This is a genomic window from Streptomyces sp. NPDC019531 (assembly GCF_044903305.1).
Classification (GTDB): Bacteria; Actinomycetota; Actinomycetes; order Streptomycetales; family Streptomycetaceae; genus Streptomyces.
Genome location: NZ_JBJDQL010000008.1, coordinates 24640 through 44139, shown reverse-complemented (window position 1 = coordinate 44139; position 19500 = coordinate 24640). Strand labels below are relative to the sequence as shown.

Genomic DNA, 19500 nt, shown 5'->3' with positions numbered 1-19500 from the left:
TGGTCTCCAGTTCCTTGATGGGTGACTGGCTGGCAAGGGCGGCCCCGTGATCTTTGGCGAGAGTGGGGGGCCGCCCTTGGTGCAGCTAGAACGGGGGTTCGGCGTCCGTCGGCGCTCCGGCGGACCCGCTGTCTGTGGCCCACGGGTCGTTGCCGCCGGGGCCGTTCTGAGAGGCGGGCTTGGCGTTGATGGTCACGGTGGTGAAGCGGACGGAGGCGCCGATGTCGTCGATCTCGATGGCGAGCATGGAGCGCTTCTCGTTCTGGTCGGTGGTCCAGTTGTGCTGGCGCATCCGGCCGTTGGCGACGACGCGGGAGCCTTTCTTGAGGCTGTCAGCGATGTGCTCGGCAAGCTGTCGCCACGCGGCGCAGCGGTAGAAGGCGGTGGTGCCGTCCTTCCACGCGTTCGCGGTCCGGTCGAAGGTGCGCGGGGTCACGGCGATGGTGAACTTCGCCAGCGCGGCGCCGCCGTCGGTGAACTTCAGCTCGGGGTCGTCGGTCAGATTGCCGACGAGGGTGATCGGGGTTTCTCCGAACGACATGGTCACTCGCTCTCAGATTCGGTGGGCTGGTGGTCGGCGGTGAGGTATAGGCGCACGCGCTTGCGGTCGCGGGTGGGGTACTGGCGGGCGGGCCCGGTTGCGAAAGCCGCGGCCAGGGCCTGGCTGATGCGGTCGGTGTCGGTGGGCTCGCAGATGACGCGGATCTCGAACACGTCGCTCCCTGGGCAGGTTCAGCGCTTGGAGCTGAAGAGCTTGAGGGTGAGGCCGCCGACGCCGATGGGCCCGGAGGCGTGGGCGAGGACGGTGGCCGTCTGGGCGGCGTAGTCGAGCAGCCAGGCCAGGGCGGCGGCCAGTCCCCATCCGCCGGCGACGAACGCGCCGGCGATCGCGAACGGGTACAGGAAGCGCCGCAACGGAAAGTCGCTGCTGGTGCCGTGTATGTGCGCCATGGCGGGATCTCCTTGTCTCTCGGGGAGCGGTGTGGGCGGCCGGGTGGCCTGTCCGGTCCTCGCTCTCCTATGCCGGAGCGGGAGGGCGAGGACCGGGCGGAGCATCCGGGTGGGTGCATGCGAGAGGGCCCGCCCCCTGCTGGGGTGCGGGCCCTGAGTGATGGAGAAGCGTGTGTCAGAGATCGGAGGGGAGCTTGGTTCCGGTCTCTGCGTCGTACGCGACGCCGGTCGGGGACAGGCGGATGGTCCGGGACTGCGCGCGGGCGCCGTCCTTCCAGGTCTTGCCGCCGACCGAGACGCGGACGGTGATGTCTGCGAGGGGGTCGGTGACCGGCAGCGAGATCTCAGGCGCCTTGGGGAACCAGCGGTCATTGCCCCGAGTGGTGTGCGCGCTCTTCCCGGACACGTCGATGCGCAGGTATTTCGCGTTGCGGTCTGCGTAAGAGCGCAGTTCCAGGAGGACACGGTCCCGCTCGCTGTTCCAGTGGGCGACCAGGTCGGCGTTGACGCCGTCGAGTTGGAGGGCGGCCCCGGAGCGGCCCTTGTAGGCGGCGGCCTTTTGCTGGCGGTTCTGCTGTTCCTGGTCATCGGCCGCGTACTGGTAGACGCCCGCGATCGTGATGCCCAGGGCGGTGATCGCGGCGACGTAGGGCCAGGTCCGCCGACAGGCGCGCGGCTGCGGTTGGTCGGTCGGGGGTTCGGGGGCGTGCGGCTGGGGGCCGCGGTGCCATTGCGGGGACGTGCTGTCGCCGGTCTTCTCGAACCATGCAGCGTCGTCGTTGCCCATGCGGGCGACGGTAGCGCGCAGTTGCGCGGCCTGTCCGGGCTCCCCGCGCAGATCGGCCACCTGTGCCCGGGTCTCCCACCAGGCCAGCGCCTGGGGGGAGTTGAGGCCGTGGCCGGTGATGTCCTCGCGCTCGTACAGGGCGGCCAGTTGAGAGGCTTCGTCGAACCGGCTGTTCATCGCGGCCTGGAGGACGCTCTCGTGCCGGGTGAGCGCACCGATGACGTTCGGGGGCAGGGCCTCCCAGTCCCAGTTGTCGTCGGCCGCGGTGAACGGTGCGTGCAGATCCTCGCTCGGGTCGACGGCGATGTCCTCGTGCGGCTTCGTGACCGGTTCCGCCGGGGTGGCGGTGGTGTCCTGCTCAATGGCTGGCTCCCGGACCAGGGCTTGCTGTGCGTGCCTGCGCCGTGACGACGTATCGGTCAGTGCCATCTCGTCCTCATCGAGCAGGGTCTGGACGACGTCGACATAGTCGGGGCCGACCTTCCACACCGCCTGCCCGGGTTCGAGAGTGGGGATGATGTCGATGAGCGACTGAGGCAGGCCTAGCAGGGCGCCGACGATCGCGGCTTCCTCCGGTCCCAGCCGCCCGACGTGGGCGATCTCGCACAGCCGGGCCAGGTCCTGCGCCTTGCCCTGTCCGAGGTCGGACAGGGTGTGCATCACCACGTCCAGCGACAGGGCGGCTTTGCGGGAGTTCTTCAACAACCGCTGAATCAGCTCGCTGGTGGCCGGGGACAGCAGGATCTGCCAGGCCTCTTCGAGGACCAGGTGGCGGTGCACGGCGGTGGACTGGCGCAGCCACACGTGCTCAGCCCAGCAGGAGATCGCGGCCATCAGTGACGGGATCGCCGGGGAGTTGCGGTCAAGTCGGCTGAAGTCGAAGGACAGGATCGGCAGGTCCGTCTCCGGCAGGCTCGCGTCCTGGCCGTCGAACAGGCCGGTCAGCGAACCTTCGGTGTAGCGGGAAAGGGCGATCGCCGGGCCCTCGCCCCAGTCGGTCAGCTTCGCGGCCGGCCACCGGCCGTCCTCCGGTGCCACCAGCGCATCGACCAGCCCGTTCAGCGACGTCGCCTTTGGGTGGGCGAGGGCGTGCTGAAGGGCGTGGGCGGCCTGATGGGTCAGGGCACCGGGCTCGACAGCGGCGATCAGGGAGCGCACCAACTCCTCGCGGACCTCCCGCGGGAACAGCTCGCTGCACGGGTTGAGGGTGAAGGAACCGGCTTCGATGATCCGGCCCCCGAGCGACCGGACCAGGGGCGCCCACTCGCCGCTCGCGCTGTCCTCGCCGAAGGAGTCGATGACTACGGCCTGGTGGGCGTTGTCGAGGATCTCGCGGCGGATCCGCGTCTTGGCCGTCGTGGACTTGCCGGAGCCGAGACCTCCCAGCGCGAGCGAGTTCGTGGACGGCAGGATCGCGGCGTTGGTCAGGACGGGCGAGAGGTGGAAGGCGCGGCCGTCCAGTAGGGAGCGGCCGATCGGGATGCCGGGGAAGGTGGTGTTGGAGGCGATGAGGGGTGCGGTGATCGCGGCGTGGTTGGAGGGTAGGCGGATCACAGGATCGCCCCTTTCCGGGTGGATGCGCCGTGCGGGGTGGTCATCACGTGGGCGCGGTGCTGTTGGCCCGGCAGCCAGTCCAGGACGATGCGGTGCCGGTCGGCAGCAAGGGATGCCTGCCAGCGGGCATCGGTGACTGCCTCGGGGCTGTCGCCCCACACGGTGAGGTAGCCGTCGATGTCCACGAGGGTGGCGCCCTGCACGAGGGCGCCGTGTGTGGTGCCGCTCGCGATGTCGTGGGCGTCCTGCTTGACCTTGTCGGCCGTGAACGCCTCGGATGCCGCGCGCTGCCACTTGGCAGAGCGGCGGGACAGACCCGCGGGCAGCGGCCGGTACAGGACTGCGAACGAGCGCTCTGCCTGGTCGTCGAGCAGGACCTTGCCCATCAGGTCGCCGTCGGTCTCATCGGGCCAGCCGGTGACTCGGGCGGTGGTCGCGTACCGGCCGTCCTCCAGGCCGACCCAGCCGGGGCCGCGGTCGACCACGACGGGCAGCGGTTCGGGGGTGACGTGAGCGAGGGCCCCGAGGCGGGCGAACTCGCCCTCCAGGGTGGCCAGCATCCGGTCAGGCTGTCCCACCAGCCCCTTGGGGACGTGCACGGAGATGGTCTGGGTGTGGTCGGTGAACTCGCCGACCGCGGCATGGTGGGTGACGTGCACCTGGACACCCGCTTGGCGGGCCTGCCCGCCGGCGAACGTGAGCGCCTTGGAGAACGCCTCGTGGAACGCGGTGCGGCGGGCGTCGTCCTGCATGGTGCCGTGGCCCGGATACAGGGCCCATGTTGCGGTGGCGCCAGGCTGGTTGGTCATGGAGTCGGGCACGGTGCGTTCGTGCAGGTGCCGGTATCCAACGGTCGCCCAGCGGGCCATCGAGCGGGGGCCGGGGGCGAGGTTGAGCAGGGCCCCGGCGGCGCCGACCGCGCCGAACGCCCACAGCGGGGGCGGGGAGATCATCGCGGACGCGAGGACGGCGCCGCCGATTCCGGCGTTCACCCGGGTCAGCACCGTCTCGGCAGGGCTGAGCCCGCGCTGGAGGGCAGGAATGCGGTAACCGGGTGCCAGGGAGTACATCGGAACAACCTCCGGAAGTCTGGGGGTGAGCCGCACCAGGCCCGGTGCCCTCCCCGTGATTAAGCGGGGGAAAGACACCGGGCCCGGTGCGGTAACTACGAGGTGGAAGACTCGCCGGACCCCGTTGGGGAGGCCGCTGACCGGCCGCGGCGAGTGCCGGTGCTGGAAGTGCTGTGCTTGGACTGCGAGTTGGCCGACCGTTCCTGACGGCGCGCGAGTGCGGACTCCGCCGTGAACTGAGCCGATCGCTTCGGCTGCCGGACGCCGTACGCGGCGAGCAGGACCCCGCGGTCCCGATGCGCAGCCCGGCCGGGGGTGTCGATGGTGCGCCGGCGGTGCGGGGTGTTCTCCTGCTCGTAGACGTCCGGGGCGCCGGCCCGGACGACCGCGTGGGCCACCCGGTTGTCGGTGCGCCGTTCCACGAAGGTGCGGGCGCCGCGCGCGACCTTGGGCCCGAAGTACGGGATCCCGTGGAAGACCATGCGCAGCATCAGGGCATCCGCGGCGAGCAGGAGGACGGTGTCGACCACCAACGAGCCGTGGGCGAGGGTGACGAACGGGGAGACCAGGATCAGGGCGAACGGACAGAACATCAGCCCGAGCAGGCGCATCGCCCACGTCTTCACGGCCGTCGTGTCGCCCCCTCGTGCCAGCGAGGCCAGCACGAGGGGAGCCATGCAGACGAACGCGAGGATGCCGAGATTGCGGGTGATGAACACCAGCGCGGCAGGAGCGAGGGCCACTACCAACGCGGAGACGGTCAACAGCTTCGCGAGCGGCACGTCCTTGTCCGCGCCCTGCTGGAGGTCGTTCAGGATGACCTTGAACAGCGTGCTCTCGTTGCTGTTGAACGCGGTCGTGAACGCGGCGCTCACGGCCTTGTTCAGCATCATCACCGCCCCCGGGACCGTCGCCATGCCGGCGACGGCCGCCAGGGTCCATCCGGTCGAAGCACCCATCTGACGCAGGCGCGGTGCGCCCTGCCAGGCGGTCAGACCGCACACGACGACCACGCACACGAAGATGGCGACGGCCAGGTGCTGACCGAGCCACAGGAACGGTTCGTACAGCGCGTTGTCCGCGCTCTTCGGCGCCCACGCGTCCTTCGGTGCGACCAACGCAATGATCTTTTTGATGATGCTCTCTGCGAAGTCCCGGACGTTGTCGGCGGCGCCGCCGGTGATGCCGCCGCCACTGCCGCCGCCGGGGCTGATGCCGTGGTCCTCTTCGCAGAGCTCCCGCATCGGCGGTGCGACCAGACGGCAAGGGTTGTCCGCCATACGCGATCAGCCCTTGGCCTGGGTGACGGTAGAGAACAGGGTGTCGCCGTAGAGCGCGAGGACGACCGCGACGAACAGCGTGCCGATCGCCATCGATCCCTTGCGCAGGGCGCCCTTGGGGTCGCTGGAGGTCTGAAGCAGCATGCGCAGCGCGATGATCGCGATCACGGCGGCGACGCCCTTGACGACCAGGCCACCGCCGGTCAGGCCGATGGTGGCGAAGAAGTCCTTGAAGCCGCCAGACATGTCGACGGGCTTGGCGAGGATGAAGAGCTTGCTCATGGGTCAGATCTCCTGCTTCTGCTGGGGAACGGGGCGGGCGAGGGCGTACAGGTCGGGCATGGTGTCCAGGGGGTCGATACGGACCTTGGTGCCGGGCCGGGGGGCGTTGAGCATGTAGCCGCCGCCGATGTAGAGGCCGACGTGGTGAATTCCTGAGGCGGTCTTTCCGTAGAAGACGAGATCGCCGGGGCGGGCGTCTTCCGGCTTTATGGGCTCGGAAGCCGCGTACTGCTGTGCTGCCGTACGGGGGAGTGAGATTCCGGCTTTCGCGTAGGCGTAGAGCGTGAGCCCCGAGCAGTCGAAACCGGTGATGTTCGCCCCGGAGCGGCCCATCGGCGAGCAACAGATTCCCGTGCTGGGACCGTTCGCGTTTCCACCGCCCCACGAATACGGGGTAGCGAGCATCGCGTACGCCGCATTGAGGGCGGTCACGCCCTGATCGCTGGTCGCTGTTTTCCCGCCGGAAGGCTGTTTGGCGAGCGCTTCGATGGACTGGACGTAATTCTGTGTTTCCTTGTAGGGCGGAATGCCGCCGTATTTGCGGACGGCGCCGCTTCCGGCGTTGTAGGCGGCGAGCATGTTGGACTGCTGGTCGCCGGGAACGTCCTCGACCTCCTTGGCGATGGAGCAGAGGTATTCGCCTGCCGAGGGGATCGCGTCTTCGGGATCCATCACGTCCCGTTTGCCGTCGCCGTTTCCGTCGATGCCGTGGGCTTCCCACGTGGACGGCATGAACTGTGCGATGCCCTCCGCGCCGACTCGCGAGCGCGCTTTCGGGTTGAAGTTGGATTCCTGGGTGAGGAGCGCGGCGAGCAGGTTCGGCGTGACCGCCGGACAGGTGCTTCCCGCCGCCTGGATCAGGGACTTGTACTGGCTCGGCACGGACAGGCTGAGCAGCGTTCCCGTGGGATCGTTGCCGGCCGCTTGCAGGCAAGCGGCCACGGCGACGGCCGCGGTCGCGCCCACGCCGATCGTGACGGCTGTAGAGGCACGCAAGGGGGCTCCTTCCTCCTTCCTGAGTTTCTGGTCGTCTGTGCTGGTCAGAACCGCCATGGCGGACCGCCAGGGCACCGCCACGTCACGGCCGGGGACCGCCATGTCACCGCCATGGGGTGGCGGTTGTGGCGGTGCGATGGCGGTGGGTGGGCGGTGCCCGTGGCGGTCACACGGCGGCCAGGGCGGCGGCGGTGAGGTCGGTCAGGCGGTAGCCGCGGCCCTGCGCGGTCTTGGCCGCCGGAACCCCTCCCAGAAGCCGCGACAATTGCTTTCCGCGCTCGGTCGGATCGGTTTCCGTGATCCCGAGAGCCGGGGCCAGATCAGGCGTGGACATGAACTCCACTCCGGTGTTCCGCATCAGCTCGATTGCCTGCTTCAGCGGAGAATCCGGGATCGCTGCTTCGCGGCGGGCGTGGACCTCGTCGACCACTTCCCAGATGAACTCATCCGCGAAGTTGAAACCGCGGAGAAGGGTGGAAGAGCCGTTGGCGAACAGAACCGCCTGGCCCTTTACGTCCGGATCCAGAAGCGCCGGGTGGATCGGGGCGACCGTATCGAAATACGAATCCCCCAAGGCCACCTTGGCACTGCCCTCCGATGCCACGTACAGGCACATCCGGTAGAGGAATTGATCCCGCACCTTCACCGGGATCGCGTCCTTTGCCGGGCGTTGTGTCAGCATCACCGTGGCGATTCCGGATTCCAGGGCTTTGGAGACCAGGGACCGGGATTTGTCCTCTACCCGGCGGACCTGCTCTTTCGATTCCTTGGTGCCGTTGTCGGTGTAGAAGTCGGCAGCCTCATCGACGATGAAGAACACCGGCTTGAAGACCGGTGCAGGCTGCCGGTTGCGGATGGCGTCCTGGAGTTGCGTATACCGGCGGTCCACGCGGGAGTTCAGCTCATCGAGCATGTCCTCCAGGACGGCCGGGTCGTCGGACGCCTCGTACCGGACGGCGAGTTTTTCGAACTTGGTCAGCCCGCACAGTTTCCCGTCGAGCAGATACAGATCGAACTCGCCGTACGCGATCAACAGGCAGGTGATGAGGCCGTTGACCAGGGTCGTCTTGCCCATCTGTGTCATACCGGCGATGAGTAGGGACGCCTTGTCGAACGTCGGCACCCCGGCGAGCCGGCCGGTGACCTCGTGTCCGAGGGGAACCCCCGCGAACGTCTGGATCTCCTGCCGGGTCGGCGTGGGGAACGCCCTGCTGAACGGAGGCTCGTTCAGCACCAACAGGCGAACCTGCCGCTCGCTGCGACGGGACGTCTCCAACTTCAGGTGCAGACGGGTGACACCGAACATCGACGCGATCGGCCCGAGCCGCTTCGCGACGTCGTCGTGCGTGCGCCCCTCCGGCACCAGGAAGTCGTACACGGTGCCGATACCCGGCAGCGTCTCGATGGTGACGTCACCGGCCCGAACAGCTTCGTCCTTACTGATGGCCCCCACCCTGCTGAGCAGCATGGTCAGTTGCGGGTGACTCTCGTTCCCGCCCGGGGAGTCGGCGACAGGCGCCTGCACCCCATCTGCTGGCCCACCAGGCACCAGCCCCCCGGGGGCGGCCTGCGCAGGAAGCCCCTGCCATACGGCGGGAGCCTCCTGCGCGAAAGCCGCCTGCGGGGTCGCGGCCTGAGACTGCGGGCGGCGCGCCCACAGCCGCGGGATGCCCGTGCGGATCCTCCAGGCCAGATAGCCCAGAGCGACCAGCGCCCCGGCGGTGCCCAGGACCGTCACTGGCCAGGACAGGCCCAACTTGTCCCTGATGGCGGCCAGGGCACCGAACGCAATCGCCACGGCACCGATCGCGCCTGTCAACTGCCCGTAGGTGTCCTCGCCCTTGCCTTGCTGTGGCTTCCTTCCCACACTCCTCCGTTCTTCACGATCTCGCGCCAGCGGGCACGGCCCGCCGCGCATGCGGTCTGGTGGTTGCGTGCTGCTCGCCGGGTCTGCGCCGGGTCTGCGAACGTGCCGCTCGCCGGGGCTCACCGGGTCTGCTTCACTGGGTTCGACTGCTTCCGGCAGTCACGACGACGGCCAGCCCACTAGCCCTGGGCTGGCCGTCATTGATGTGTGCCGGACGCTGCACTACGGCTGTGCGTCCTCCGCGTCGATCAGCGCGGCGTACGCCTTGCGCACCCGCTCTTCCTTCGCGGAGAAGCCGGCCGCGCGGTACGCGGCCAGGGCCTTGCGGTAGGACAGCGGGGGGTTCTCGGAGTGGCGCAGCCACCGCAGCACGACGGTGAGCTGTTCCTCGCTCAGCGGCTCGCCCGGCTCGGGGGTGTCGACCCCGGCCACGGCCGCCACCTGCACGAGAGCCGACCAGTCGGGCGGGGTGTGTCCCTCGCCCTGCGAAGCGGTCAGCTCCGGCGTCGGGGACACGGGGCTGACCTGCGGGGACACAGGGGACACACCCAGGGACACACCCCCGTCCGACCACTGCCCCAACACCCGGGCCAGGTCCTCATCGGAGAACAGCGCCGGAACCGCCTCGGGGACCTCGGTCACCGGGCTCTTCTCGGAGACCTTGCTCAGCTTCTCGGCTGCCTGGTGGCGCGTCTTCTGTGCCTTGCCGCGGGCCTTCTGCTCCTCGCGCTCCAAGACGGCCGCGGTGGTCTGGCGGTCGGTCTTGGCGCGGGTGACCGCGCGGCCGATGGCGACCTGGTCCCGCGTCGCACTGCGGACCGCGTCGATCTGCGCCTGTGCCGCGGGGGAGATCCGGGTGGCCTCCCGTTCCACGGCCATGATGAGAGTTGCCTTGGCGGCAGCGGGGACCACGGCGCCGATGACCGCGACGACCGCGGTGGCGTAGAGCAGGCCGTGGGTGAACAGCACGCCGACCGACGTCACGAGGAACAGCCACCCGAGCAGGGTGGGCAGGGTCGCCTTGGAGCCCTGGCGGCGGTGGGCGGTTTCCATGGCCAGCGCGTACAGCCACACCGCGTCATAGATCCCGGCCACCGTGTAGGCCAGAGGCTCCGGTGCCTGGTGGGCGAGGATCTCGCCCACCGCGTAGACCGTCCAGCCCAGCGACAGACCGGTCAGCCCGGCCGGCAGACTCCAGTGCGCCAACCTGCGCAGCACGGCCAGTACTTCCTTCCAGTCCATGTGATCACTCCTTGTTCTGGTCGTCGGGGTAGGCGCAGGGGACGCAGACCCCGAGGGATGAAGGGATGACGTATCCGGCGTCCAGACGGCACTGCGGGCAGGTCCGGCGGGCGCGCATCGCGCAGTCCAGCGCCCGCCGCTTGGCCGGGGTCATGGGCCGGACCGGCAACGCCTTGTCGAGCCGGTACAGGTAGGCGACCAGCGGTCCGCGCCGGTACCGGGGCCGAAGTATCTGGCCGGCGATCGGCTGACCGCCAGGGCGGAGGCCGCGGGCCCGTAACTGCCGTCTGGTCGCGAACCCATCCGGTGCGCACCGCCACGGCCACGTAGGGATGCCAAGCCCGGCGCCGTTCGGGTCGAAGCACTTGCTCCACCCGATCGACATCAGCCCGCCGCCCCGGTCGGTTGCGGGGCGCTGATGTCGCCGTAGCCGACCAAGTCCACGACCGTGTCCGCACGGTCGGTGCTGGCCGTCAGGACGCGGGTACAGCCGCCGCTCTGCTCGCGGTAGACCACGGCCTCCGGAGGGATGCCCAGAGCATCGCGCCATGCCTCGAAGCCGGCCAGGTCGTTGTGGAACGACAGCTCCAACCGGTCCGGGAAGACGGTGGACACTGCCACGGTCGGCGCCGACAGGTGCCCGAAGTCCGCGGCCAGCAGGCGCAGCGCCCGCAGCGGCACGGCCAAGTCGTCCAGCGTCAGGCTCTCGCTCACGCCGCAACCCCCCGACGCACAGTGCGCCGGCGAGCGGGGCGGGCCAGCGGGACCACGTAGAACAGGTCTGGGTGCTCCTCAACAACCCGCGCGGCCAGGCGGATCAGGTCGTCGGGCAGGGTGCCGAACTCCGGGTCGGCGAGGATGTCGCGGGCCGCGTCCAGGCGGGCCGCACGCTCCGTCTCGCTCTCGCCGTCGACCCCGAGCCAGAGTTCGGTGGGGGTACCGAGGGCGAGTTCGGCGAAGTCCTGTGGGGTGTCGGCCCGGTGGCCGCCGACGTAACTGCGCATGGGAGCTCCCATGTCGAAGGGATAGAGGAAGAGCCCGAAGCCGCGCGAGCGCCCTCCAGCGGGCGGCAGCCTGTCCGGGAAGTGCGGCCCACACCGCGGAAGGCGGCGGGCCGGAGCGCCCCGGCCGGGAGTCGAACCCGGCCGGAGCCATCAGGGCGGTGGGGATCAGTAGGGGTGCGGGCCGCGCGGACGCGACGGCAGCGGATCTTTCGTCTTCTCGTGCTCCAAGCCGGCCATCAACGGCCGCCCCGGGAACGGGCGTTGTCCTCGCTGCGCTTGTTCGCTTCACCGGCCTTGCGGGACAGCTCATCCCGCTCCGCCTCTGTCAGACTGGTGATCACAGGTGCCTCCTCGACAGGTGCCTGTTCGCGGTCCTCCGGGGTGCCACCCGGGGGGCCGCCCTGCTTCCTCATCAAACGGGCAGGGCACCGACGCGATCGCCAGTGCCCTGCCCGCATGACGAGTGACGGGAAAGCCCGTCACCGTCTTCTCGCGGCTCCCGTGTGCGCCTTGCTCCGCCTCCTCTTGGTCGGCGCGCGGTCACCGCGTCACTCAGTCGTCACTCGCTGAGTTGATCTCCCTGGAATGGCTACCTGTCATGGACCGGGTGCAGCCCAATCACCGGGGTCCCCGGTGATCCGGTCCCTGGGTCTACGCCCGAGGGTCAGACCAACGGCTTAGCCGATGACACCGATCAATCCGTGAAGACGACGGACTTCTACGTCTCCCCTGCCGCGTGGCCGCGTGTAAGCGGGTCCCTGCGGGGTTGTTCACGGCCCGACCTCTTGCAGGTCAGGGGCTTTCAGGCAGAGCGGGTAAGCCCTTACGGGTCTCCGCTTCTGACGTGGTTTAGATTGACCTAGGTCAATCTGAATGTCAAGAGGGTGCTGGCGGAGCAACGTGAGATTGACCTAGGTCCGGTTACTCTCGGGGGTATGGATCAGAGCTCTGAGGTGCCGAAGCACACGCCGACGGCAAAGGAGATCGCGGCGCAGTTCCGCGAGAAGATCACGGGCCCCGATCACGAGTACCACGCGGGGGATCGGCTCCCAGCAGCTCGCGCGCTTGCCAAGGACCTTGGCGTGCAGCTCATGACTGTTCAGAGCGCGTACGGTCAGCTCCGTGATGAGGGGTTGATCCTCACCCAACAGGGGCGCGGAACGTTCGTCCGCGACCCTGCGGCACCCCTTGGCACCGAGCCGGGCAGCAGCCCTGCTTTCGCAGCCCTGGCCACCGAGCTCAGCACGATTCATGACGCTCTCCGGTTGCTCGGGGAGCGGCTTGACCGGCTTGAGCGGCTTGTGGGTAGCGAGACTCCACCGTCGCCGTGAGTCCATCCGCACGCCTCAGCAGTCGTTCGACCTGGAGGCGTGCGTCCCTCAAACTCGCTTTGACCAAAGCGAGTTCAGCAGGAGTCATGCACTCCAGCTCGCTGCTTCGCTCATTGATCCTTGGCATGCCAATGAGCATGTAGCCGTGAACGGCAGAGGACCCGGACAGAGTGTCCGGGTCCTCTTTGCTTGCAGGGCAGGGCAGTTGACGACTCGTCATCGAGTCGCTTCGTCCACGGCATCCAGCACTGCCCCCCAGGGCAGTTCGCGCCCCGCCGGCGCCTCGCGCGGTTCGTACAGCGGCCACACCTCCGGGCCGTAGACGATGCGAACGCCCCCTGCCCGAAGGGTGTCAATGTGGTTCTGCCATGCCGGGTGGCGGGCATGCGCCGCGTTCACCCGAGGAAAGAGGACGACGGGCAAGCCGAGGGTGCCGATCGCCTCGCCCACCTGGGTGAGCGCCTGGTTGTCCATCAGGCCGGCGGCGAGCTTAGCCACCATGTTGGCTGAAGCGGGGGCTACCACATAGCAGTCAACCGGCGGGTGCGGTCGTGCCTCGCCAGGAAGGCGGGGTTCATCGCGCACTGGAAGGCCGGTCACTTTCTCCAGCTGCTCGACCTCGCCGCTTATCCGTAGCCACTGACCAGCGGTCGGCGTCAGAGTGACCGCCACCTGCCAACCGCGCCCCATCGCGGGTGCAACGAGGCCGGTGCGCAACGCCTCTACGCCTCCGGCCGCCGACCCGACGACTCCGAGCACCCCACGCTTGCCTGAACTCACTGCACCGCCCTGCACCTTTGGGCCATCACGAACACCTCGGATGATCGCGAGCCACCGGTAACCGGTGATTGCTTGATCAGATCCCGCAGCGTCTCGCGAACCCTCGGATTGTTGCGTACGAGCTGTGGCGACGTGCGTTCGGCCGTGCGGAGTTCCGTGAGTGCCTCATCGCCCTGACCGTTGAGCGAGAGAGCGCGTGCGAAGTCGATGCGGTGCGACACGCTCCGTTCCTGAGGCATGTGGTCGACGTTGATCCGGCCGTGTTCCACCACGTACGACACGTTGTCGAGGTCCAGCTCAACCGACAGACGGTGAAGCAGCACGTTCGTGGGCCCGAAGCCGGTCTGCCAGTAGTTCTCATCCGAGCCGAGATCATCCGCGAGCTCTTCGGCTCGGCCCAGCAGGCCGGCAGCGGTGGGCCGGTCCTGGTGGCGAGCCGCCGCGACAGCGGCTCGCAGATGGATCATCCCCAGCAGACTCAGCGCGGCAGGGTCGTTGTCGGTCACCTGAGACGAGAGCCATGCGGCGGCCGTGTTGCCCAGCTCCAACGCGTCGTCGTACCGGCCGTTGGCCAGCAGGGCGTGCGTGCCGGCCCGTGCGGCGGACGCCAACACGAGGGGGTCGTCGGACTCGTCTGCGGCACGCATCGCACGCTCCGCAGCGAGCCATGAGATGTCCGATTCACCGATCTTGGCGAGGGTCGTTGCTGCGAGGTGATGGGTGCGGGCCGATACAGCCCAGCAGTCGCTACGGTCCTCGCCGCGCCGTGCGGCTCGCTCCTCCAGCTCTTGTGCAGTCTGGAGGAGTGCTGGCAGCGAGGCGATGACGCTGCCGAGTCGCCCGCCCTGGTAGTCGTTCCATGCCTGCTCCACGCGCACGGCCACAGGCGCCGGCGTGGGGAGCTGTACCTCAGCCTCCGGGCCGAAGAGCAGACGAGACAGCCGACGCGGGCTCATGAGCGCGTCGCGCACGGCTGGAACGTCGTCCTGCTGCTTCTCATCCTCCATGAGCGTGGTCTGCCCGAGCAGGTCCCCAAGGGGCACGCGCAAGATGCGCGACAGTTCCGCGAGCATGTCGATCCGGGGAGGCTTCCGGCGCCCCGTCTCGATCTTCGCCAACCAGTCGGTGCTACGCCCGACCAGACCGGCGAGCACCTCTTGCGTGTAGCCACGACGCTTCCGGTAGAACGCGATGCGTTCACCGATGCTCAGGTGATCTCCAAGACCACGCATTACGTGCTGCCTCCTGCTTGTCGTGGGGCCCCTTTACGGTACAGACCGGGCCATGACGTGGGTAGACAGCCTTGTGGCTGCCTTGTGGCACTACGAGACTGAGGTACCGGATGTGAAGAGACCCGGACACAGTGTCCGGGTCTCTTCACATCCGGGCTGCCATGAGAAACCGCTGGCTTCACCCCTCCGGAGTCGGATGGACCGCACCTCACTTATGACGGAGATTTTGCTGCCATCATTCATTTCTGGGCGCAGTAAGTCCGCGCCGCTGAAAAGAAGAGCAAGGGAAGAGATGACTCGCAGACCAGCTCAGCACAGGATTGCCTCTCTGGCAGTAGCTGCAGTCCGCCGAGAGTGGAACTTACAAGGGCACGCCGTAGATGAGATCCACGAAGACTACGGAGAAGATCTATTGGTTCAGATCTGTCATGAAGGTCGTCTGGATCCAGCGCGCGTCTGGGTACAAGTGAAAGGAACGGAGCGGGACTGCTCGGGCAGAAACCTGCCGTCGGTCAAGGTTAAGGCCGATCAGGTGTTGCGCTGGGTACGCACTGCGGACCTCGTGATCGTAGTGCTGTGGGACGTTAAACATGAACGCGGCTGGTTTACGATGCCGCAAGAACAGTTCGACCATGTCGAGTTGTCAAATCGATCCAACAGGGCAATATCTATTACTTTCTCGCGAGGGCTTGCATTTGATCAGGCAGCCGTGGCGAAACTTTGCTGGGCTGCGCGAATAGAGCACGCGAATCGAGCCATGGTGTATGCAAGATCAAACCTTGCAGAGGCTCGTGAAATGGAACTGGAGGCCAGCGTTCAGTTCTATAAAGGTGTACTTTCTTCGCTTATTTTCGACTTCGGCGTCGCAATCAAAGCGGTACGACCAATGGGTGGATTTACCGAGCATTTCGCGGAGGTGCTGTTCGCCTACTACATTCGAGAAGGCCCAAAGGATGTAGAGGAAGCTACGACGCGAGCGATGATGACGGCCGTATTTGAAACAATCCATCTAAATTGCTCCGAGAATGGCGCCCCACTGGCTCTCGTGAAAGAGTTGTGTGCCACCTTCTATCCGCTCTTCTTTACGCCCGACATGCTCGCTAAATTGGTTGCCGCAAGGATCAATTTTCTGAGCAAGCAAAAGCGATCCGCGCAAGGCGATAAAGCTAAAATGGAGGATGATCAACAATGATCCCGAGGTAAAATGCGTTCCATAGAGGACCTGGTTTATCCGGCGTTAGTGAACTGGTGTCCATGGGTCTAGCCGAACGGCAGCGCGGACTCGCCGCCCGGCCACCGGCGCCGGACTGGTTGATCGAACGGGGCCGGTCCCAGCGCAACGCGGTGTATGTCCACGTCGGAGGCTGCTGGAACGCAGGCTCGCGGTCCAAGGGCGTTGAGCGGGACCAGGTGCTGCGCGCACTCGCCGAGGGGGTCGATGCCTGCCCGCAGTGCCGGCCGGACACTGTGCTGGGCAGCCTCGTCTAGCGTTGCGCGGCCTGCGTCCGGGCAGCTGGTGAGTTGATGTGCCTGGCATCCTCAATTCTTGCTCTGAACATCTCGGTTGAGGCCTACCGTGCCGCGATCGTTGGGCATGGTCCCATCATGGGAGTTTCATCCAAGATGCTGCGGTGGCGTCAGCTGTCTCTTGCTGTTGCCGTTGCGGCTTTGGCGTTCATCTGTCTCATTGCTGTCAGTAAAGGGGTGACTTTGGTATGGCGGAACTTCTATCCGCCGTCGAATAGCTATTGGCATTCACTCGATGCGGCTGAGCGGTCCGCTGCAATGGGGCAGTTCAGATTGGCTTCTGTTCAGGTGCTTGCTGCTGCCGGGGCGGTGATCGCCCTGCTTTACACGGCTCGAAATTATCGGCTCAGTCACAGAGGTCAGCTTACAGAGCGATTTAGTAAGGCGTTAGAGCGCCTTGGGTCTGAAGAGTCGTATGTGCGATTGGGTGGGATTTTGGCATTGGGGCAGATTCTTCAGGATTCGCCGGACCAGGCCAGCCATGCAGTCCAGGTACTCAATGGATTCGTCAGGGAAAAGTCGCCGAAAGTTGGCGAGAGGAAAGAACGGGAGCGCGTGACGGCTGCCCGGCGTGCCGCGATCCGGGGAAGTAGGTCGCGATCGCCTAGCAGTGCGGACAGGCTCGGGCTCCCTTCTGACCTCCACGCAGCACTGACCGCTCTTGCTAGTTGGTCTGAGAGGCGCCATCCAGGGATGGATCAGGTTCCCCAACTTGGGGAGCTTGACCTTTCTGGTGCGTTTATCCCTGAAATAAACCTTCATAGGGCTGAGATGAGGCGTGTAAACCTCTCCCGAGCGAATCTCATCGGTGCCAATTTGACGCTCTCCTGGCTTGATGAAGCCTTGTTGATTGGCGCCTTGCTGGAAGGTGCAGATCTAACAAAGGCCAGCTTGGCAAACGCCGACCTTACACGGGCCAATATCCGCGATGCCCTCTTCGAGGAAGCGACATTGAGGGGAGCGAATCTGTCCTCGGTCCGAGGTAAGTGCGTGTTCATGTCCAAGGTGATTCTTGCGGGCGCCTGCATGCGTGGCGCAATGCTTCGAGGGGCAGATATTTCGCAATCCAGTTTGAGTAAGGCGGATGTTTCGGATGCTGTTCTCGTCTGTGCTGACCTCTCGGGTTCGTACTTGTCAGACAGCCGCCTTATCGGCGCCTCATTGGAAGAAGCGAACTTGATGGGCGCCCATCTCCAGGGTGCGGACCTGGGGGGCTGTGACCTCAAGGGGGCGGACCTGACGGGCTGTCAACTCGACGGTGCTGACCTCTCGAAGGCGGAAGGGCTGACGGTGCCCCAGCTCCTGAAGGCGTGTCCGACGTCAAGTACCAAGTTGCCGGAGTCGCTGGGTCAAGATCCCCGCATCATTGCGCGGCAATCTGAGATCGAGGAGAAGTACCGGAAGCTAAGCCAGTTCCCAAGCCAGTTCGTATTGGACCCGGGTCTCGTGGGCCGGAGAGCGGGGCGAGGCAAGCTATGGACCAGACGTGGACGGAATGGGGAGTCGGAGCACACATGGCATGCGTAAGGCCAGGTCAAAGAGCCACGTGATCGGTTGACCCTGAGGCGACTGTAGATCTGTCGACGGAGTAATCCGTGGTGCGGTGCCCCCATGCTTGACTGCTGGCCTGCCCGTTGAGTGCAGCGTGGCGCCAGTAGGGCGGTTGCGGGCCACCGAGACTACGGCGGAGCAGGTCGCACGGGCCAGACATGCGGACTGAACGATGCTCTTGAAGCGTTGCCGTGAGCTGCTGGTGCCTACTTCATGAATAGGCACCAGCACAAGTAGGTCACTTGAGCTTGGCCTCGTGGAGGCGGCGCGCAGTCGAAGCGAGCAGGCGCCGAAGCTTCTCCCGGTTCTCGCCGTAGGTCTTAAGGGCGTGGCAGTTCGGACACAAGGCGATCATGTTCCAAGGGACATCGGGTCCCTCTTTGGCGAGGTCCTTGACGTGGTCGACCTGCAAGATTGGCAGGCCGGCTGTAGTCAGCTCGGTGGGATGCCCTGCGCATTGAGGGCTTTCGCACCTGCCGCGGCAGCGCTTGATGACGGCAGCTCGCGCGCTGGGGTCGCGGACGTACTTGTCGGCCAGCGTCGGCTTCTTCAGCCCGAGGCGCCGCTCGGCGTTCGCCTCGGCCTTCCGCGCCAGACGCCGATAGGCATCCTCGTCGCTCTCCCCGGTGGTGGGAGCTTCAAGGTCGAGGTCGCTGGGACGGTAGTCGCCAGTGTCATCGCAGAGCTCCCCTGTATCTGCATCTAGCGCTTCGAGCACCTCGGAGGGCCAGGTCTCCCGCTCCGGGGAGGGGACAGGCGCCAGCACCCAAAGGAACTCACGACGGGGCCGCTTGTCTTTGCCAACGCCCCACCGCAGTCGGCGTTGCACGATCACGGCCCAGGTCTCGAAGCTGAACTGCCCCTGGAACGGCTTGTGCCAGTAGCGCAGCGGGCGACCGGCCGCCTGGTGCTCGGCCATGAGCTCGTTGCCGTCAGTGAGCTTCTGATCGCCAGACAGACCATCGCCCACGTAGGCAATCCAGTTGGTGTCCGGGATGCGCCCATCGGCGTATGGCCCCTTGTCGTCCGAGAAGACGCTCAGGATGCCATCGGCAAGGCAGCCGATCCCTGCCATCTTCTGACCGCCATAAGCCCGCCAAATAGCATCCCGATCCTTGAAGGTCTCCCCGAGCAGCGGGCGCAGAGCACCCGGCCACCTGCCGGCGAGCAACTCGTGGAGACCAAAGTCTTCAAGCAAGCCCACTGGAAGGGGATGGAAGTAGCGCAGGATCAGCCCCGCAGCCGCGGATGCCGCGGCATCCGGATGCGAGCGGAGGAGGTTGTAATCATCTTCGCGTAGACCACCAAGGGGATTGACCTCATTCAGAGACTCCAGCGTGGGGCGTCGCCCTCGACTGGTCAGGTTGAGTTCCTGCCCCTGCTCAATGGTCCACAGCTCATCGCGAACGAGCGCCCAGAACGGGTAATGGGCCCCGTCCACACCGTCTTCCACCTGGCCGTACTTCACCAGCAGTGGCGCGAGAGCATCACGCGTGGTCGCCCACGACTGCATGCGGGGTGCGCCGGCCAGAGCCTGGCCGATGGCCCAGAGCAGAAGAACGGGACGGTGCAGAGCGGGCCCCGTCGCACGTCGAGCCGGCCGGACGTCTCCCACGCGCCGGTGAAAGGTCTTGGAGGGCTCCACCACGGTGAAGCCCTCCCTCCGGAGCCACGCCACCGCATGCTTAAGGCCCCCGCTGAGCCCCGGAGAAGAGGGCTTGAGCGCTACGCCGAAGTCGTACTTGTGAGCAACGCCAGCTATCGCCTTCGAGTCGTACAGGTTCCCCTCGTATTCGAGGAGATAGGTAGCCGCGGCACGGAAGCCGTAGATGTCCCGGAACGCCTCCGGGCCGATCCGGTCGTGCTCCGCAATCGCCTGCAAGATGCCTGCACGAGTGATCTCAGAAGGTGCCATGCGCGACACCGTAGATCACACCGCTGACATCACAAGTCGCTATGTCAACGGGCTATACGCGTCCACAGAGCCGCAGTTCGCTGATGCCTGAATCAGGAGGACCCTCACGACACGTAGCGGCCCCCGGGCCC

At 66.6% G+C, this 19500-nt stretch carries 20 protein-coding genes; 4 read left to right on the top strand and 16 right to left on the bottom strand.

Going from position 1 to position 19500, the window contains the following annotated elements; genetic code table 11:
- Positions 1–85: 85 nt before the first annotated feature.
- The 13 genes from ssb to ACI2L1_RS12510 all read right to left on the bottom strand — a co-directional run bounded on the left by ssb (position 86) and on the right by ACI2L1_RS12510 (position 11033).
- Positions 86–541: a single-stranded DNA-binding protein gene (ssb, locus tag ACI2L1_RS12570; RefSeq protein ID WP_404739312.1), complete on the bottom strand. Its 456-nt coding sequence runs from the start codon at positions 539–541 to the stop codon at positions 86–88.
- Positions 542–543: 2 nt separating this feature from the next.
- Positions 544–714: a hypothetical protein gene (locus tag ACI2L1_RS12565; protein ID WP_404739311.1), complete on the bottom strand. Its 171-nt coding sequence runs from the start codon at positions 712–714 to the stop codon at positions 544–546.
- Positions 715–732: 18 nt separating this feature from the next.
- Positions 733–951 carry a hypothetical protein gene (locus ACI2L1_RS12560; protein ID WP_404739310.1) on the bottom strand — a complete coding sequence of 73 codons (219 nt, stop codon included), beginning with the start codon at positions 949–951 and terminating at the stop codon, positions 733–735.
- 175 nt (positions 952–1126) lie between these two features.
- On the bottom strand, positions 1127–3292 hold the full coding sequence (locus ACI2L1_RS12555) for a hypothetical protein (protein WP_404739309.1): 2166 nt from the start codon (positions 3290–3292) through the stop codon (positions 1127–1129).
- Positions 3289–4362: a hypothetical protein gene (locus tag ACI2L1_RS12550; RefSeq protein ID WP_404739308.1), complete on the bottom strand. Its 1074-nt coding sequence runs from the start codon at positions 4360–4362 to the stop codon at positions 3289–3291. Before ACI2L1_RS12550 ends, ACI2L1_RS12555 begins: the two co-directional genes overlap by 4 nt.
- A gap of 95 nt (positions 4363–4457) precedes the next feature.
- On the bottom strand, positions 4458–5642 hold the full coding sequence (locus tag ACI2L1_RS12545) for a hypothetical protein (RefSeq protein WP_404739307.1): 1185 nt from the start codon (positions 5640–5642) through the stop codon (positions 4458–4460).
- Positions 5643–5648: 6 nt separating this feature from the next.
- Positions 5649–5924 carry a hypothetical protein gene (locus tag ACI2L1_RS12540; RefSeq protein WP_404739306.1) on the bottom strand — a complete coding sequence of 92 codons (276 nt, stop codon included), beginning with the start codon at positions 5922–5924 and terminating at the stop codon, positions 5649–5651.
- Positions 5925–5927: 3 nt separating this feature from the next.
- Positions 5928–6920 (bottom strand): NlpC/P60 family protein, encoded by a 993-nt coding sequence (locus ACI2L1_RS12535; protein ID WP_404739305.1) that lies wholly within the window; start codon positions 6918–6920, stop codon positions 5928–5930.
- 166 nt (positions 6921–7086) lie between these two features.
- A complete protein-coding gene (locus tag ACI2L1_RS12530; protein ID WP_404739304.1) occupies positions 7087–8787 on the bottom strand; it encodes an FtsK/SpoIIIE domain-containing protein in 1701 nt (566 codons plus the stop codon).
- Between the two features lie 222 nt (positions 8788–9009).
- A complete protein-coding gene (locus ACI2L1_RS12525) occupies positions 9010–10029 on the bottom strand; it encodes a hypothetical protein (RefSeq protein ID WP_404739303.1) in 1020 nt (339 codons plus the stop codon).
- Positions 10030–10033: 4 nt separating this feature from the next.
- Positions 10034–10414 (bottom strand): RRQRL motif-containing zinc-binding protein, encoded by a 381-nt coding sequence (locus ACI2L1_RS12520; RefSeq protein WP_404739302.1) that lies wholly within the window; start codon positions 10412–10414, stop codon positions 10034–10036.
- On the bottom strand, positions 10414–10743 hold the full coding sequence (locus ACI2L1_RS12515) for a hypothetical protein (protein ID WP_404739301.1): 330 nt from the start codon (positions 10741–10743) through the stop codon (positions 10414–10416). The genes ACI2L1_RS12520 and ACI2L1_RS12515 overlap by 1 nt, the downstream gene beginning before the upstream one ends.
- On the bottom strand, positions 10740–11033 hold the full coding sequence (locus ACI2L1_RS12510) for a hypothetical protein (RefSeq protein ID WP_404739300.1): 294 nt from the start codon (positions 11031–11033) through the stop codon (positions 10740–10742). The genes ACI2L1_RS12515 and ACI2L1_RS12510 overlap by 4 nt, the downstream gene beginning before the upstream one ends.
- A gap of 935 nt (positions 11034–11968) precedes the next feature.
- Here ACI2L1_RS12510 and ACI2L1_RS12505 point away from each other — a divergent pair.
- Positions 11969–12364, top strand: a complete 396-nt coding sequence (locus ACI2L1_RS12505; RefSeq protein WP_404739299.1) for a GntR family transcriptional regulator — start codon at positions 11969–11971, stop codon at positions 12362–12364.
- Positions 12365–12580: 216 nt separating this feature from the next.
- Here the strand turns inward: ACI2L1_RS12505 and ACI2L1_RS12500 are convergent, their stop codons facing one another.
- The gene (locus ACI2L1_RS12500; RefSeq protein ID WP_404739298.1) at positions 12581–13144 is read right to left on the bottom strand and encodes a flavoprotein; all 564 of its coding nucleotides are present in this window, start codon (positions 13142–13144) and stop codon (positions 12581–12583) included.
- The gene (locus tag ACI2L1_RS12495) at positions 13141–14376 is read right to left on the bottom strand and encodes a helix-turn-helix domain-containing protein (protein ID WP_404739297.1); all 1236 of its coding nucleotides are present in this window, start codon (positions 14374–14376) and stop codon (positions 13141–13143) included. Before ACI2L1_RS12495 ends, ACI2L1_RS12500 begins: the two co-directional genes overlap by 4 nt.
- A gap of 196 nt (positions 14377–14572) precedes the next feature.
- Here ACI2L1_RS12495 and ACI2L1_RS12490 point away from each other — a divergent pair, with 196 nt between their 5' ends.
- From ACI2L1_RS12490 to ACI2L1_RS12480, 3 genes are all read left to right on the top strand, one after another.
- Positions 14573–15568 carry a DUF4365 domain-containing protein gene (locus ACI2L1_RS12490; RefSeq protein WP_404739296.1) on the top strand — a complete coding sequence of 332 codons (996 nt, stop codon included), beginning with the start codon at positions 14573–14575 and terminating at the stop codon, positions 15566–15568.
- Between the two features lie 62 nt (positions 15569–15630).
- A complete protein-coding gene (locus ACI2L1_RS12485; RefSeq protein ID WP_404739295.1) occupies positions 15631–15864 on the top strand; it encodes a DUF6233 domain-containing protein in 234 nt (77 codons plus the stop codon).
- A 117-nt stretch (positions 15865–15981) separates the two neighbouring features.
- Complete coding sequence (locus tag ACI2L1_RS12480) at positions 15982–17430, top strand: pentapeptide repeat-containing protein (protein WP_404739294.1); 1449 nt, start codon at positions 15982–15984, stop codon at positions 17428–17430.
- A 262-nt stretch (positions 17431–17692) separates the two neighbouring features.
- Here the strand turns inward: ACI2L1_RS12480 and ACI2L1_RS12475 are convergent, their stop codons facing one another.
- A complete protein-coding gene (locus ACI2L1_RS12475; protein WP_404739293.1) occupies positions 17693–19369 on the bottom strand; it encodes an HNH endonuclease in 1677 nt (558 codons plus the stop codon).
- Between the last annotated feature and the right edge of the window lie 131 nt (positions 19370–19500).